Origin of the sequence: Bradyrhizobium sp. SK17, from assembly GCF_002831585.1 — a bacterium.
Classification (GTDB): Bacteria; Pseudomonadota; Alphaproteobacteria; order Rhizobiales; family Xanthobacteraceae; genus Bradyrhizobium.
Genome location: NZ_CP025113.1, coordinates 7,794,827 through 7,809,386 on the forward strand (window position 1 = coordinate 7,794,827; position 14,560 = coordinate 7,809,386).

Here is a 14,560-nt window from a genome sequence, read left to right on the forward strand (position 1 = left end):
CCCCATGACCAAAGACACATTGGAATGGGGACCGAAGGCTTGTTCGGGTCGGTTAAATCAAATTGTCCAGAGCCAGCGAAATTACCATGACAAATGACCCGTCCGAATTGTCCAAGCAACAGGACCACGACCGACGCAAACTGAATCGGGATTATCTGGAAGTGCAACGATTGCGAAAGCTGGTGGCTCGCCTCGAGCAGGCGCTTTCCTCGACCGAGACCGCAAGGACCGACCGACCATCATGACGGACGCCGCGGCGATTGCCGGTCGGTGCGCACTGCAACGGGCTTAGCGCGGCGTTGAGGACGGCGGCGCCGGCCTCGATGGCGTGCGCGGGATGAGATTTTCCCAGCCGGGCACCCGAGATCCCGCTCCGGCCCGCGCATGACAACGTCCCCGAAATCCGCAGCACTGGGACCGTTCGGTCGATTATCACCCCGCCTCCATTGTTTCATTCGCGGCGAAAGATAATATTGTGGGCGGGCCGCACCAGCCGGTGCAGACCACGACCATGACGATACATTCGACCATGACGATACATTCCAAGAGACCATTGAAGCCTTCGTCGAAACGATAATGAGCATCCATTGCCAGAGAACAGAAAAGCAGTTGCTGTGGTGAATTGACGTGCGCGACCTTGCGGCGATGCCTGGATTTTTTCACTGACCGAACGCCAAGATCGAAGGATTTGACGCAACGCGCGCCGCGCCATTCACCGCAATCGGGTGAGCCTTTCCGTCGATTTCAGATCAGCCCAGTGAAGGCCGTCGCCCCGATCAGTACACATTGCCGCGTCATCGTTGCGATGCGACCAGTGATCCTCCAGTCAGCGCCGCAACTGCGCGCGCATCGATAGATATCGATCGAACGAGCCCCGGACACACAGGCTGGAACGATCCATGCGGCAGCGGTTGACGAAGTGGACCAGGAATTTTTGAGATGACCGATCGAATTGCCCTTTTCATCGATGGCGCGAATAATCACACTGCGGCGAAGGCCCTGGGCTTCGAGGTCGACTACAGGCGCCTGCTGACCGAATTTCAGAAGCATGGCATCCTGCTGCGCGCCTTCTACTACACCGCGATCAATGCGGATGAGGACTTCAGCGTCATCCGGCCATTGGTCGACTGGCTCGATTACAACGGCTTCACCGTGCGAACCAAGCTCGCCAAGGCGTTCGACGATGGCGAGGGCCGCAGGCGATTCAAGCGCAGCATGAGCGTCGAGCTTGCCGTCGATGCGCTGGAGGTCGCACGGCATGTCGATCACATGTTCTTGTTCTCCGGCGATGGCGACCTCAGGCGGCTTGTCGAGTCGGTGCAGCGGCTTGGTTGCCGCGTCACCGTGGTATCGAGCATGCGCATGAAGCCGCCGATCGTCGCCGACGAGCTGCGCCGGCAGGCCGACACCTTCATGGAGCTCGACACGCTGCGGGCCTCGATCGAACGGCCGCCATTCCCGACCGCGCCGGAATAGCGGCGCGGCGCTCGAGATGCGGGAGCCGCCCTCCCGCGCATCAAGCTTAACGGAGGAGTTGAGTTGCGCATGTCGGGCGAGGGCTCATAGAGTCCCCTCGCCGGCACGGCATCGTCCGTGCCCGGCGGAACAAGCACGCCGCACATTGCGCGGCGGGTCGGGATTGGATTGCGGGTTTTTCTCAGATGGCGAAGCAAATTGAGCGCATTGATTTTCAGCTTGTCTGCCGCCGCTGCGATGGCTTCGGCATCGTGTTCGAGGGCGTCGAGGATGCATCGCCGTCGACCGTGATCCAGTGCCGCAAATGCGGCTCGCCCCGCGGCACGCTCGGGCAGCTGCGCGCGCTGTCGCTCTCGAGCAGTGTCGATCAGGCCAAGCCTGAAGGCAGCGACCACAGACCGCTGCGACCGTAACGGTGGTCCGCCGAGGCGGCGGACCGGCACCGCGTCCGTGACCCGGCCGACCGCGAGGTTGCCGTCATAGGCGATCACGACGCTGGTGGTCTTGCCATAGGCGTCGGGCGCCTGCGCGGAGATGTGGAACCAGGCGTGCCCCGCCGCCGCGCCGGCAAAACATCGAAAACAACCCCATGCAAGGCAACAGGCCGCAGCCCGCATGCGAAATGCAACTTGACTCGTCGGGCAAATCAGCGGCACACTTCCATTATTCCGAATTCGCGCCAACGTCCTCGCCCCGCCGCAGCGGGCGCCGCGTTTGCGATCGCAACTCGCAACTCCCACCCATCATCCATTGCACCGGCGCACCGCAGCGAACGATCGCCGGCGCGTGGCCGGATCGCGCGGGCCTGCGGCGCGCCAGCCAGGAACTCCCGACATGAGCAACACCTCCGACCTCACGATGCCGACGCCAACCTGCGCGGCCGACACCGCCAAAGCCGCCGCGGTGCCGCGCATCAAGCTCTCAAAGCAAGGCTTCGCCATCGACCATCCCGACCGGGAACGCGGCGAGCAGCTGATGGCGAACGCATTGGGCGTCGCCGATCGCGACGCGATGGAAGGCATCCTGCGGCAATTGGTCCGCGCCAGCGCCAGCAGCGGCCGTCCCGACCAGGCCAACCTCGCCTTCATGATCGCGATGGTGAAGAGCATCGGCCCGCGGGATTCCGTCGAGGCCATGCTGGTGGCGCAGATGGTTTCGGTCCATGTGATGGCGATGCGATGTGCCAAGCACCTCGCGAACGCCGACGACCTCGCCCAGCATGACAGCGCCGCACGCGCGCTCGGTCGCCTCGCCCGCACCTTCCCCGCGCAGATCGAGGCGCTGAACCGCTACCGCAGCCATCGCGAGCCCGCCATCACGGTGCAGAACGTCAAGGTGGAGGACGGCGGCAACGCCATCGTCGGCAACGTCACCCAGCATGCGCGCGTGATCGTCGCCGATACCGCGCCGGCCGCCGCGCCGCGGGCGCGGAAGGCCGCGCGTGCCGGGCGCGCGCCCGATGCCACCGATGTCGCGCAGGCCGCACCGGCATGAGCGGCCACGACGGCACCACCGGCCCGATACTGGCGAGCCCGCGTTGCGGCGCCCGGACCCGCAGCAGCGGTGCGTGCCGCGCGCCGGCGGTGCGCGGCAAGACGCGCTGCCGCATGCATGGCGGCGCAGCCGGATCCGGCGCGCCGCGGGCCAACCGGAACGCGCGCAAGCACGGCCTGTTCACCGCGGAGGCGATCGCGGAGCGACGGGAGATTCGCGCGTTGCTCGACGCGGCGCGGAAGCTGCTGGACGAGATGAGCTGATCGGTCGCAGCGACGATGCGCCAATTGCGCGTTTGCAAATCGAGCTGTACGAAAAGTTCCGAAACATATCCAAATGGGAACGGCGATGCTGGCGCGATCCCTTGTCGTGATTGTGACAGGCTTGCACCAAGTTCCGTAGAGCCGCCATCCGCGCGGCAGGCTATAGCGTGCCGAATGACGGACTTCATCGTTCTTGCCTCGCTGTTTGCTCTCACCTTTTTCGGCGGCGTGATCGTCGGCTACGCGCTGCGCGCCATCGTCTCGATCAGACGCCGCGAGCGCGCCGCAGGCCGGCTGCGCTAGCGTTTGCGCAGCACCTCGCGGCGGCGGCGCATCCGCGGTGCCCGACGCCGCGCACCGCGCGCGAGCAACATAATTCAATCGTCAGCCACACTTCCTGACTTTTGATCTCGACCATCCCTCATTACCCTGACCGGACGGTGGGTGAGCGCGGACTGCATCTCGAGACCAACGGAGGTCGTGATGGTGAAGGCTCTCGCGGCGATCGGCCTTACATGCGCGGCAACAAGCTCGCTGGTCGCGGCACCGGCGGCGGCCAGCACGGTGCTGCCGAACTTGCCGGCGGCAGCCTATTCGTTGCTGGTGACCGCCAGCAACCCGGCCAATTTCCTGCAAACCAACACATCGACAACGCCCGGCACGCTGGGCACGTCGGTTGCCGGCGCCAGTGCCGGCGCGGAGGCGGTCGGCGCGGTGGACCAGATCCCGGCCTATGCGAGCAACGTGACGCCAGGGCTTGCCTTCGTCGGCGCGTCGGTCGGCGTCAACAATGGCAGCGGCAATGCGGTCGGCTACGCCACTTACTACATGGAGGTGCTTGGTCCGGTCGGGATGGTCAACGTGACGATGAACTACCACGGCGGCATCGTCGCCACCGGCAACGTCAACCCCGGCAACACCGTGGGATTTTTCCTGGCCGTCAATCCGGCGTCGCCGGGAGGCGCGCGCCCCGGTGACGACATCGACAATTCCGGCAACGCCATCTGGGCCGCGCAGCAGGTCAACCGCACCGGCACCGGGCTCCAGCTTCTGAACGGATCGACCAGCGCGACGACGACCAGTTCGATCAGCTCGCTCGGACAGATCTCCGCCGCCCCGACCTCGGAAAGCGCGGAGCTCGACACCAACACCATCTATCAGATCACGATGGAAGCCTATGTAAACGCCTTCAGCACCGGCGCCGGCACGCTGGACGCCTACCTCGATCCGACCTTCGTGATCGCCGCCGGCGTGTCCGACCCGCAGGACTACTCATTCGCATTCAGCCAGGGCATTGCCAATGGCGTGCCTGAGCCGGCGTCGTGGGCGATGATGATGATCGGGTTCTGTGGTCTGGGGGTGATGTCGTATCGGCGGAAACGGCGGATAGATTGGCTTAGGGCACGCGGCCAAATATCGAAATGGCGTCCGACGATGTCACCGGGACGTCTTTCTCCCTCAGGCTCTCTTGGCATCGTCGGTTTCTTTCAAGGCAAGATTGACGCCCTCTAGTCGGGCGTCCAACTCCGCTAACTTGCCTACAGAGATGTTCTCACCACTGGGCGACATCACCTTACCCCGGCTTTGAGGTACTTGATTTCCTCATTCAAGAACTGCCGCTCTGATACGGCCCACTGCCTCAAGCTGCTGGACATCTGCACCTCTCCTTGGTTCCCGCCACGTTGGTACACTGCCGCTAGTGCCGTATTCGGCAACAGACACGGTGGGCTGACTCGCACCATATACGGGCTCGAAGCCGACTACGAAGAGTATGAGCATCGGCGCACACATCCCCGGACCGAGTCCTATGACGCTGGCTTTCTTTCCGACACTGCCGTTTCCACCTTGCGTAGCACCGAAAGAGGCAACAACGAGCGGCTCCATGAGCAGGCGCTGGGTATCTTGAGCAGGTACCGCTTTATAAGACCGTTCCGTAAGAAATGGCGCTTAGCGCCAAAAGGCGACCGAGCGATCAAATATGATCGCCGAGAAAGATGCCTTTCACGCAACGGGAAAGGACGATGGAAGGGGCGCGACCACTGGGCCGTAAACAAGATGTGGCGTCCCCATCGAACAAAATCGTGGAGTAGCCCGCCTGAGCGCTGCGACATGCGGGACGCCATTCCCTGGATATCGCTATGCTCATCCGAACTACGCTTGCCGTTATCGCAACTTGAGCCGACACCCCAAAGGGAATCCCTCAACCCACTGATTTCAGGAGATTTTTCGTTGAGTCCCAGTCAGAAAGTGCTATATTGCTGATATGGATAAGCTAAGCGCCTCCTCGACCGCAGAGCACATCAGGGCTCTCGCCCGGACCTTTCACGTGTCTTATTCTGAGGGTCCGAACGACCGCCTGGCCCATCATATTACGCGCCTCGCCGGCGACACGGTCGAGTTGGACGAGGTCGAGCAGTTGCTCATTGGCCTAGTACGCGCGGGGCGGATTACGCGCCCGGAAATGATTCTTCTTCAGGCCCGCTATCTGCGTGAAGTCAGGCCGTGACGTTTGATCCGTTCGGCGACTTCGAAGCGCGCGGATACCTACGCAATCTTGCTCAAGAGAAAGATCCTACCATTGTAAGGAGACTTGAACATGCCTCCTTCACGACCGGGATAGACAACGCATTCGCGGCACTCCAAAAGCGGCAGGCCCTGACCTACGCGGACGTGCTGACCACGCATCAGATCCTCTTCGAAGCGATGTATCCGTGGGCTGGGCAAGACCGTCTTTAAACGGCACCCGACATCGCTGTCAGTCGAGGCGGCGTTTTATTCGCACATCCCAACTCCATTCAAAACGCGATCGAATACGCTTTGAAGCTCGGCAACAATACAACGACCATGCGCGAGAAGCCCGGTGAGGTCATGGGCTATTTGGCTTACGGCCATCCCTTTCTGGATGGCAATGGCCGCACGATTATGGTTGCTCACTCCATACTGGCTCAACGTGCGGGCTTCAGCATCGACTGGGCCTCCACAGACAAGGCCGCCTACCTACAAGCGCTCACGAAAGAGCTCGACAACCCCTGCAAAGGCATCCTCGACAAATATCTCGAACCTTACATCCGCGTGGCGGTGAGCGACCTCAAAGAGCACATCGCGACAGCCAAGGGGCTCGACGGAGGCAGAGGCGACACGGATACCGTTCGCGGAAGCAACGACGACCCCGCGATACAAGCCGAGTACAAACAGCAGCAGCTTAAGCGCGACGAGCGAGGCAAGGGCCAGGCATAATTGCGGCGATATACTGGGATGGGCCATTCCCCAGTTTTCGCAGCGCTCATCGGGACTACGATTGCTGACGGAGTGCCTTGACGCTCGACCGGTTGAGACGATAGATGATATTCATCATATATTAGCTTCGAAACGCTGGCAGTTTCGAGTCCCAGCCACACCGGCAAGCACGACAGGAGCACCATGCGTCGAATTGTCGTAACGGGCCTCGGGACAGTGTCCCCGCTGGGCTGTGGCACCGAGTTGGTCTGGTCACGGCTGCTGTCGGGGCAATCCGGGCTCCGGACACTGCCGGAGTGGGCGATGTCGCTTCCGGCGCGTATCGCGGGGATGGTGCCTGACAAGGCCGACGATGCCGAAGGCGGCTTCGATCCCGATCTGGCGGCGCCGCGCAAGGACCACAAGAAGATGGACCGTTTCATCCTGTTCGCGCTGCTGGCCGCTGCGGAGGCTGTCGCGCAGGCAGGCTGGACGCCGGCCGAGGCGCGGGCGCAGGAGCGTACCGCGACGGTGATCGCAACCGGGATCGGCGGGTTTCCCGCGATCGCGGATGCCGTGCGCACGGTGGAGACAAGCGGCACGCGCCGGCTGTCGCCGTTCACGGTGCCGGCCTTCCTGGCCAATCTCGCGGCCGGGCACATCAGCATCCGCTATGGCACCAAGGGTGCGATCGGCGCGCCGGTGACCGCGTGTGCTGCGAGCGTTCAGGCGATCGGCGATGCCGCGCGGCTGATCAGGTCCGATGAGGCCGACGTTGCGATCTGCGGCGGCGCGGAGGCCTGCATCGATCCGGTGAGCCTTGGCGGCTTTGCCGCCGCGCGGGCGCTGTCGACGTCGTTCAACGAGCAGCCCGCCCGCGCCTCGCGGCCGTTCGACCGCGGCCGCGATGGGTTCGTGATGGGCGAAGGCGCGGGCGTGCTGGTGATCGAGGAGCTCGACCATGCGTTGCGACGCGGCGCCAAGCCGATCGCCGAGATCGTCGGCTTTGGCACGACGGCGGACGCCTATCACATCACCGCAGGTCCCGAAGATGGCGACGGCGCCCGCCGCGCCATGGAGATCGCGCTGCGGCAGGCCGGCTTGCGTGCGAGCGAGATCCAGCATCTCAACGCCCATTCGACATCGACGCCGGTCGGCGATCTCGGCGAGATCGCGGCGATCAAGCGCGTGTTCGGGCGCGACGGCGGGATTGCCGTCAGCGCGACCAAGTCGGCGACCGGGCATCTGCTGGGCGCCGCCGGCGGCATCGAGGCGATCTTCACCATCCTGGCGCTGCGCGACCAGGTCGCGCCGCCGACGCTCAACCTCGAGAACGCCGATCCGGCCGCCGAGGGTATCGACCTCGTCGCAAAAATCGCGCGGCGGATGACGATCGAGCACGCGATCTCGAACGGCTTTGGATTTGGCGGCGTCAACGCCAGCCTGGTGTTTCGGCGCTGGGCCTGAAACGGCTGGCTGCGCCGACATCCGGCAGAGCCTTTCCCGTTCCAATGGAATCGGAATGGAGCTCCAGGTTCTCGTCTTGACGCGTTTTCTTCACGCGAACCGGTATCCACTTCGCGCGAAAGCGCGCTAGTTCAAGCGAACAATCTCGAAGTTCAGCAGCGAGGCAAACGCCACCCACACGGCGTAAGGCGCGAACAGGATAGCGCTGATCCTGTCGGCCTTCCAGGTCGCGATCTGGAAGGCGACGATCGCCAACAGCAGTGCAGCGATGACGGCAAGCGCAACACCGGGCTGATGCAGGCCGAAGAATATCGGCGACCATGCGAAGTTCAGGGCCATTTGCGTCAACCAAAGGCGCCAGCCGGAAGACGAGCCCTGCTCCCGAACACGCCAGCCTGCAACGGCGACCAACAGATAGACGATCGACCAGACCGGAGCGAACACCCAGTTCGGCGGGTTGAACGCGGGCTTGCTCAAGGCTGCGTACCAGGCACCGGGCCTGTTCAGATATCCGATCGCAAATCCGGCGCCGAGCACCGCGATCACGAACAGGACCAGTCGACCATACCTCATCATCGCTCCATTGCGCTGCCGCCGGCAGCGCGGATGTCGATGCAGAAATCGCGCAAGCTTCCTGGCAGTTCCAATGCAATGAAACGACGCGTCGAAGGGCCTGGATCACCAGTCCGGATCTTATCCGGAATGGCTGATGCGGCGGGGCAAGATGGCCTTCGCCCAACGTCAGGACTTCGCCACGTTCGCATTGATCAACAGCTTCGCCACCGTGACCGCGGATTGCGCCGGGCTGTCTTCGGACTGCTGGCCTGTGCCGTAGATGCCTTCGATCAGGAGCAACGGGCGCGTCGCCGGGCACAACGGAGTAGCGCCCATGCTGCTTGCGAGCTCGTGCAGGCGCTTGCGGAAGACGTTCTTGTGAGCTTCGGCGACCAGCCGGGCAGGATTGTCGCGCGCTTCCATGGTGGCGCTGCTGAGACCGCGGCCTACGGACGCCGAACCTCGCGCCGTGCCGCAGCGCGTATCTCCGAGGGCGTGGCGCCGAAGTGCCTGCGGAAGGTGCGGTTGAAGTAGGACAGATCGCCGAACCCGGCTTCAAACGCAACGGCACTGATGCTGCGATCGCTGCGGCGCGGATCGGTCAGCAGGCGATGGCTGTGCGCCAGCCGTTGGCCAAGTACGAAATGCGAAAACGTCGACTGCTCGCCCGCGAACAGCCGCTGGATGCGCCGCGGCGTGATCTCCAGACGCTTTGCCACAGCGGTCAGGCTGAGGCCCGGCTCCCCAATCCTGCGACGGATGTCGGCCTTGACGGCGTCGAGCCGCGCCGCTGCCAGTCCACCGTGTTCCGCCACAACCATCCCGTCTCCGGTCGCGCCGATCACCAGCGCCACGAGATCGACCACATGGGCAACGACGAGATGTCGCAATCCGGGGCTCGCCAATCGACAGGAGCAATCGAGTCCCCTGGCATAGTGCATGAGCAGCCGCAGTGTCTCGCTGGCGCGCGGCAGCGGGCGCATCAGCAAGTCTTCGGGATTGCGCACCAACGCCGCGAGCGCCTTGCGCGGCACCCGCAACGTGATGATGCGCGTCAGTTCGGGATAGGTGATGCTCCCCACCTCCGCGCTCGAGGTCAGAAGCGCATCACCGGCGCCGAGCGCAATCTCTCGACCCACTTGCGACACCCGAAGATTGCCGCTGATACCGAGCACCAGTCCGAGATCATCGACCCCATCCAGCAGTTCGAGCGGTCTGCCGATGCGCAGCCCGGCGAACGCTGAGTGCCCGATCGAGAGTCCGGGCCACGCGCGCAAGGTCGTCTCGCAGTGATACGAATCCTCGGTGAGCGGCTCCGGATCAAGCTTCACCAGTTGGCGCCCGAACTCCTCCCGGAATATCGCCAGCCGATCCCGCTCCGGCAAATCCGCCGTCGAGAATCGGAAGATGGTGGGCTCTCGGTGCTGCGATGTCATGGATCAACCCTGCCGCAACGGTTACGGTGATCGCCATTTGCGGCTGATTTCTGGCCGCTCTGCAACGCCCGGTTCGAAGCGCTGGTCGACTCCCTCACCCCTTCGCCAGGCTCGCATCGATCAACAGCTTCGCCACCGTCACCGCCGACTGCGCCGGGCCGTCTTCGGACTGCTGGCCGGTGCTGTAGATGCCTTCGATCAGGAGCAACAGCGCGTCGCCGAGCACGGCGGGCTGGCGCGCGCCCATGCCGGCGGCGAGCTCGCGCAGGCGCCTGCGGAATACTTTCTTGTGGGCTTCAGCGACCTGCCGCGCGGGGTTGTCCCGCGCCGGATATTCGATCGTGGCGTTGCTCAGCCCGCAGCCGCGATAGCGCTCGCGCACCGCGCGCGTCGACAGCACGCGGATATAGGCCAGCACGTGCTCGCGCGGGTCGCTGTATGATTTGCCGCCGGGGTTCTCGAACTTCTCCCAGAAATCCAGATCGTAGTCGCGCATATAGGCAGCCGCGAGATCGTCCTTGGAGGCGAAGCTGCGATAGAGGCTCGGCTTGGTGACGCCGGCCCGCTCCACCACCTCGTCGACGCCGACGGCGCGGATGCCTTCGCGATAGAACAGCTCGCTGGCGGAGGCGCGAATCCGGTCGGCGGCCCTGGGGCCGTTCGCGTTGCGATGGGACCGCGAACCGGTCGCCACTTCGCTCGAAAGCGCTTTGGCCGGGCGCTTCGCGGATGCTTCAACGGTTTTCTTCATGACGGTCCTCCGGACCCTCCCCCACGGCGCTCTTGACAATGTTACTGACCGGTACGTATATGCGCCGGACAGCAACACGTACCGGTAAGTAACATGCCCCCTGCCTCGCTTCAAGCTGCCGCCGTGTCGCGGCGCCCGTTCGGCCAGAATTACGCCTTCGTCGTCGTCGCCGTGATCTTCCTGGCGCTGCTCGCCTCCGCCGGATTGCGCGCGACGCCGGGCGTGCTGATGCTGCCGCTGCAAGCGGCGTTCGGCTGGGATGTCGGCGTGATCTCGTCATCGGCCGCGGTCGGCATCTTCCTCTACGGCCTCGCCGGGCCGTTCGCCGCCGCCGTGATGCAGCGCTTCGGCATCCGCCGCACCGTGCTCGGCGCGCTGGCGCTGATGTCGGTCTCGACCGGCATGAGCTACTTCATGACCGCGCCGTGGCAATTGTTCATGAGCTGGGGGCTGTTGTCCGGCATCGGCTCGGGCGCGGTCGCCAACGTGCTCGGCGCCACCATCGTCAACCGCTGGTTCACCACCAATCGCGGCCTCGTCATGGGGCTGCTGACCGCGTCGACCGCGACCGGCACCCTGATCTTCATGCCCGGCCTCGCGGCGCTGGTGGCATGGGGCGGCTGGAAGCCCGTGGTGCTGACGGTCGCCGCCTGCTGCGCGGCGCTGATCCCGCTGGTGTATGTCCTGGTGCCGGAGCGGCCGGCATCGATCGGCCTACGCTCGTTCGGCAGCACGCATGACGATCAGCCGGCGCCGCCGGCCGCGGGCAATCCGTTCACCGCCGCAATCGGCAACCTGGTGCGCGCCGCGCAGACGCGGGCGTTCTGGTTCCTGTTCGCCACCTTCTTCATCTGCGGCTTCACCACCAACGGCCTGGTCGGCACCCATCTGATCGCGTTCTGCGGCGACCACGGGATCGTCGAGGTGCAGGCCGCGAGCCTGCTCGCGCTGATGGGATTCTTCGACCTGTTCGGCACCACGCTGTCGGGCTGGCTCACCGACCGGTTCGATCCGCGCAAGCTGCTGTTCCTTTATTACGGGCTGCGCGGCCTGTCGCTGATCTATCTGCCGTATTCGGATTTCTCGCTGGTCAGCCTTTCCGTGTTTGCGGTGTTCTATGGTCTCGACTGGATCGCGACCGTGCCGCCGACGGTGCGGATCGCCAACGAGGCGTTCGGCGACAAGAACGCGCCTCTGGTGTTCGGCTGGGTGGTCGCCGGCCATCAGTTGGGCGCCGCCTGCGCCGCGTTCTTCGCCGGCTTCATGCGCTCGGCGCAGGGCGACTATTTGCAGGCCTTCATGATCGCGGGCCTGACCGGCATCGTCGCCGCCGTGCTGTCGCTGCTGATCACGCGGCGCCCGGCGCAACCGGTGCTCGCCGCAGCGTGAGAGCGCGCGACCATGAGCCGTACGGTCGACAACGGATTGGCTAGAAGTACGGTGTTGTCCATTTCAGCTCTTTAGGCTTGATGCGTTTCTCGATGCAGCGCGCGGCGGCGAATCCAGCGATCTCGCCGGTCTGCGTGCACCACGGAAAATTGCGCATCACCATGAACAACGTTCTATAGTCGAACGACAGCGATGCGCCGGTCAGAATCATATTGTCGATTTTCTTCGGCAGGAAGCAGCGGAAAGGTACCTCGAATGTGTGCTTGACGGCGCCCTCCCAGAAGAAAGTCTTGGTCATCGGCTTGGTCACTGCATCGCGGAAGGTGCAACCTGAGCGTACGTCACCAATGTTAACGACATACTCGCCGACCGGATGGCGGCCATCGCGAATACCGACGAAGCGCCCGACGCTCGCGACGCTGGCGTTCTCGAAGCCCGGGATATATTTACGCAGGAATTTTGCCTCGGCGTTGATGAAGCCGCGTAGCGCGCCCTTGGCCTTAGCATGGTCGGCGACATTGTCGTCCATATGCAGGGCCCACTCGTAAGGCACGTTCTGCCACAGCACATACGTACCATCGGCCGATATCGGACTCATGTCCAACGTCGGATGGCCGATGTAATGCTCGCCATAGACATTCTCGCCGGCCATCCGCGGCCGGTAGATGCCCGCTGGCAGATCGCCCGCCGCGGTCGCTTCCGCCATCGCCTTGGCGAGTACTGGATCCTTCGCGGTTTGCTGATAGGCCACGATCTTGCCGAGATCGATGCCGCTCATGGTCCACAGCAAGCCGCCGGGGATCGGACGATTAACGCCGTCCCATGCAGCAGTGTTCGGTTGCCCGCCGCCGCCACGCACGAACGGCGCCCCTGCCCGCGCCACCAGTTCGCTGGTGCCGGAGGCCTCGATGAAGATCTTGCCGGCGACGGCTTGCAGCCCGCTGGCATTCTCCACCACGATCGCGGTGATGGTGTCGTTGCCGGAGCCACGATCGACGATCGCATCGATAAAGCTCGTGCCGTAAAGCGCGATGACACCGGCCTCCTGCAGCATCTCGGCCATCACGCAACCGGCACCTTCAGGATTGAACGACATGCGCGCGAAATCGCTACCCGGCTCCTTCTTCCTCTCGTAATGCGAGAGCGGATTGCCGGCCCAGCCGGGATGCGTGCTTTCGGTCGCCGTATAGATGTGGCCTTCCTGCGCGAAACGCTGCATCAGCTCGGTGTGGATGCCGCCGACGCCGACGTCGGCCGATCCCTGCAGGCCCGCGGTGTGGACTCCGCCCGGCATGTCAAAGCGCTCGATCAGGATGGTGCGCGCGCCCATTCGCGCCGCTTGCAGCGCCGCCGCAAAGCCGCCCGGCCCGCCGCCGACCACGACGACATCGGCTTCATAGGCAACCGGAATCTCGCGCGCGACGAGGATCACCGGTGCTGCGATGGTGTTGGAAGATTCGGCTGACTCGGTCATGCGATACCTGCTGACTATGCTTCGTGAGATATTTTTGGAGACGACTGTGCCTAGACGAAGAACGAGTCCGTCACCGGCTTCGGCAGATCCTTTTCTGCCGCGAGAATCTCGCTGCTGCGGATCACCGCCCGACGTGATTTCGGATCGTCCATCGACACGAAAACGTATTTCAATCGACCGGATCGCGTGGCGCTGACCAGCGTCGCCGCCGGCAGGCCAGTGGTCTTTTCAGATGCGCCATAGGCGGCCTGCGGCTCGGTGTTCATTGCCTCGCAGCCCGCAGCAAAAATCTTGTAGAGCCGGTCGGCGATGCCCGGATATTTTTCGAGCGCCTGCTGGCGAATGGCGAGGCCGAGGAACGGCATTTCGGCATTTTCGTGCTTCTGATAGAGCTCGCCCATATTGAGCAATACGTGCAACTTCGGATTCTTTTGCGCACCGATGGTGACGCTCGGCTCCCAGGTCAGCGCCGCGTCCGCGCGATCGGCCAGCAGCAGCGTGACGCCGCCGAGCGGATGGTCGACGGTCTGAATGGTGCATTCTTTTTCCAAATCAAAACCGTAGAAACTATGCAACAGTGACTTCATCAGGCGGAAAGTGCCCGACGCGGTCGGCGCCGCCAATATCTTGCCGCGCAAATCGGTCAGCGATTTGATCTCATCCGACACGATGACGATGTTCAGAAGGCTGCCGGGATTGATACCGCACAGATAGCGCATCGGCACGCCGGCGAAGGCGTGCACCGCAAACGTGTCCCAGCTTCCGAAACATATGTCGAACGCGCCGGCAACGAAGTCACCGTAATAGCTCGTCAGCGACGAGTACGGATTCGGCGGATCCAGTATTACCCCGTTGGCGCGATCGAACCCCTTCGCCAATGTGTAGTCCATGAAGGCCGGCACGAAGCCGGGCGTGAATGTCGCCCAGCTCAGGCGCGGCATATCCGCCGCCCAGGCCGGAGATACCGCCAGCGCGGCGCTTCCGATCAGGCCTTGCGAAAATGCCCTTCGCGATATCAAGTGTCCGTCTCCCCAACTCT

General features: G+C 63.7%; 17 protein-coding genes. 10 read left to right on the forward strand and 7 right to left on the reverse strand.

Features of this window, described 5'->3' with window-relative positions:
- Nucleotides 1-432: 432 nt before the first annotated feature.
- A complete protein-coding gene (locus tag CWS35_RS39315) occupies nucleotides 433-663 on the reverse strand; it encodes a hypothetical protein (protein ID WP_143668662.1) in 231 nt (76 codons plus the stop codon).
- A gap of 276 nt (nucleotides 664-939) precedes the next feature.
- Between CWS35_RS39315 and CWS35_RS36180 the strand changes: the two genes are divergently transcribed.
- The 9 genes from CWS35_RS36180 to fabF all read left to right on the forward strand — a co-directional run bounded on the left by CWS35_RS36180 (nucleotide 940) and on the right by fabF (nucleotide 7,916).
- The gene (locus CWS35_RS36180) at nucleotides 940-1,476 is read left to right on the forward strand and encodes an NYN domain-containing protein (RefSeq protein WP_100955801.1); all 537 of its coding nucleotides are present in this window, start codon (nucleotides 940-942) and stop codon (nucleotides 1,474-1,476) included.
- 185 nt (nucleotides 1,477-1,661) lie between these two features.
- Nucleotides 1,662-1,889 (forward strand): hypothetical protein, encoded by a 228-nt coding sequence (locus tag CWS35_RS36185; protein WP_024580997.1) that lies wholly within the window; start codon nucleotides 1,662-1,664, stop codon nucleotides 1,887-1,889.
- 421 nt (nucleotides 1,890-2,310) lie between these two features.
- Nucleotides 2,311-2,970, forward strand: a complete 660-nt coding sequence (locus CWS35_RS36190) for a hypothetical protein (RefSeq protein ID WP_100955802.1) — start codon at nucleotides 2,311-2,313, stop codon at nucleotides 2,968-2,970.
- Nucleotides 2,967-3,233 (forward strand): HGGxSTG domain-containing protein, encoded by a 267-nt coding sequence (locus tag CWS35_RS36195; protein WP_100955803.1) that lies wholly within the window; start codon nucleotides 2,967-2,969, stop codon nucleotides 3,231-3,233. Before CWS35_RS36190 ends, CWS35_RS36195 begins: the two co-directional genes overlap by 4 nt.
- Nucleotides 3,234-3,407: 174 nt before the next feature.
- Nucleotides 3,408-3,536, forward strand: a complete 129-nt coding sequence (locus tag CWS35_RS40465; RefSeq protein ID WP_256372058.1) for a hypothetical protein — start codon at nucleotides 3,408-3,410, stop codon at nucleotides 3,534-3,536.
- 180 nt (nucleotides 3,537-3,716) lie between these two features.
- Nucleotides 3,717-4,745, forward strand: a complete 1,029-nt coding sequence (locus tag CWS35_RS36200; RefSeq protein ID WP_100955804.1) for a PEP-CTERM sorting domain-containing protein — start codon at nucleotides 3,717-3,719, stop codon at nucleotides 4,743-4,745.
- Nucleotides 4,746-5,735: 990 nt separating this feature from the next.
- On the forward strand, nucleotides 5,736-5,969 hold the full coding sequence (locus CWS35_RS40240) for a hypothetical protein (protein ID WP_245438793.1): 234 nt from the start codon (nucleotides 5,736-5,738) through the stop codon (nucleotides 5,967-5,969).
- Nucleotides 5,970-5,981: 12 nt separating this feature from the next.
- On the forward strand, nucleotides 5,982-6,470 hold the full coding sequence (locus CWS35_RS40245) for a Fic family protein (protein WP_371682882.1): 489 nt from the start codon (nucleotides 5,982-5,984) through the stop codon (nucleotides 6,468-6,470).
- A gap of 183 nt (nucleotides 6,471-6,653) precedes the next feature.
- Nucleotides 6,654-7,916: a beta-ketoacyl-ACP synthase II gene (gene fabF, locus CWS35_RS36215; RefSeq protein WP_100955806.1), complete on the forward strand. Its 1,263-nt coding sequence runs from the start codon at nucleotides 6,654-6,656 to the stop codon at nucleotides 7,914-7,916.
- A 126-nt stretch (nucleotides 7,917-8,042) separates the two neighbouring features.
- On the opposite strand, the gene CWS35_RS36220 is transcribed toward fabF, so the two are convergent.
- The 4 genes from CWS35_RS36220 to CWS35_RS36235 form a co-directional block, all read right to left on the reverse strand.
- Entirely contained in the window at nucleotides 8,043-8,489 is a 447-nt protein-coding gene (locus CWS35_RS36220; RefSeq protein ID WP_371682820.1) for a TspO/MBR family protein, read from the reverse strand.
- A 168-nt stretch (nucleotides 8,490-8,657) separates the two neighbouring features.
- Nucleotides 8,658-8,894, reverse strand: coding sequence for a hypothetical protein (locus tag CWS35_RS36225; RefSeq protein ID WP_100955808.1), 237 nt, complete (start codon nucleotides 8,892-8,894; stop codon nucleotides 8,658-8,660).
- A gap of 23 nt (nucleotides 8,895-8,917) precedes the next feature.
- Entirely contained in the window at nucleotides 8,918-9,907 is a 990-nt protein-coding gene (locus CWS35_RS36230) for a helix-turn-helix domain-containing protein (RefSeq protein WP_024581006.1), read from the reverse strand.
- A 94-nt stretch (nucleotides 9,908-10,001) separates the two neighbouring features.
- On the reverse strand, nucleotides 10,002-10,658 hold the full coding sequence (locus CWS35_RS36235) for a TetR/AcrR family transcriptional regulator (RefSeq protein WP_100955809.1): 657 nt from the start codon (nucleotides 10,656-10,658) through the stop codon (nucleotides 10,002-10,004).
- A 93-nt stretch (nucleotides 10,659-10,751) separates the two neighbouring features.
- Here CWS35_RS36235 and CWS35_RS36240 point away from each other — a divergent pair, with 93 nt between their 5' ends.
- Nucleotides 10,752-12,047 carry an MFS transporter gene (locus CWS35_RS36240; protein ID WP_100955810.1) on the forward strand — a complete coding sequence of 432 codons (1,296 nt, stop codon included), beginning with the start codon at nucleotides 10,752-10,754 and terminating at the stop codon, nucleotides 12,045-12,047.
- Nucleotides 12,048-12,087: 40 nt separating this feature from the next.
- On the opposite strand, the gene CWS35_RS36245 is transcribed toward CWS35_RS36240, so the two are convergent.
- Nucleotides 12,088-13,521, reverse strand: a complete 1,434-nt coding sequence (locus tag CWS35_RS36245) for an FAD-dependent oxidoreductase (protein ID WP_100955811.1) — start codon at nucleotides 13,519-13,521, stop codon at nucleotides 12,088-12,090.
- A 50-nt stretch (nucleotides 13,522-13,571) separates the two neighbouring features.
- The gene (locus tag CWS35_RS36250; RefSeq protein WP_157817334.1) at nucleotides 13,572-14,540 is read right to left on the reverse strand and encodes an ABC transporter substrate-binding protein; all 969 of its coding nucleotides are present in this window, start codon (nucleotides 14,538-14,540) and stop codon (nucleotides 13,572-13,574) included.
- Between the last annotated feature and the right edge of the window lie 20 nt (nucleotides 14,541-14,560).

Bases quoted from the DNA above. Each gene is read 5' to 3' on its own strand.
- CWS35_RS36200 (WP_100955804.1), top strand. From the start codon at position 3,717: ATGGTGAAGGCTCTCGCGGCGATCGGCCTTACATGCGCGGCAACAAGC.
- CWS35_RS40465 (WP_256372058.1), top strand. From the start codon at position 3,408: ATGACGGACTTCATCGTTCTTGCCTCGCTGTTTGCTCTCACCTTTTTC.
- CWS35_RS36185 (WP_024580997.1), top strand. From the start codon at position 1,662: ATGGCGAAGCAAATTGAGCGCATTGATTTTCAGCTTGTCTGCCGCCGC.
- CWS35_RS36235 (WP_100955809.1), bottom strand. From the start codon at position 10,658: ATGAAGAAAACCGTTGAAGCATCCGCGAAGCGCCCGGCCAAAGCGCTT.
- CWS35_RS36240 (WP_100955810.1), top strand. From the start codon at position 10,752: ATGCCCCCTGCCTCGCTTCAAGCTGCCGCCGTGTCGCGGCGCCCGTTC.
- fabF (WP_100955806.1), top strand. From the start codon at position 6,654: ATGCGTCGAATTGTCGTAACGGGCCTCGGGACAGTGTCCCCGCTGGGC.
- CWS35_RS36190 (WP_100955802.1), top strand. From the start codon at position 2,311: ATGAGCAACACCTCCGACCTCACGATGCCGACGCCAACCTGCGCGGCC.
- CWS35_RS36180 (WP_100955801.1), top strand. From the start codon at position 940: ATGACCGATCGAATTGCCCTTTTCATCGATGGCGCGAATAATCACACT.
- CWS35_RS36220 (WP_371682820.1), bottom strand. From the start codon at position 8,489: ATGAGGTATGGTCGACTGGTCCTGTTCGTGATCGCGGTGCTCGGCGCC.
- CWS35_RS36195 (WP_100955803.1), top strand. From the start codon at position 2,967: ATGAGCGGCCACGACGGCACCACCGGCCCGATACTGGCGAGCCCGCGT.
- CWS35_RS36245 (WP_100955811.1), bottom strand. From the start codon at position 13,521: ATGACCGAGTCAGCCGAATCTTCCAACACCATCGCAGCACCGGTGATC.
- CWS35_RS36225 (WP_100955808.1), bottom strand. From the start codon at position 8,894: ATGGAAGCGCGCGACAATCCTGCCCGGCTGGTCGCCGAAGCTCACAAG.
- CWS35_RS36230 (WP_024581006.1), bottom strand. From the start codon at position 9,907: ATGACATCGCAGCACCGAGAGCCCACCATCTTCCGATTCTCGACGGCG.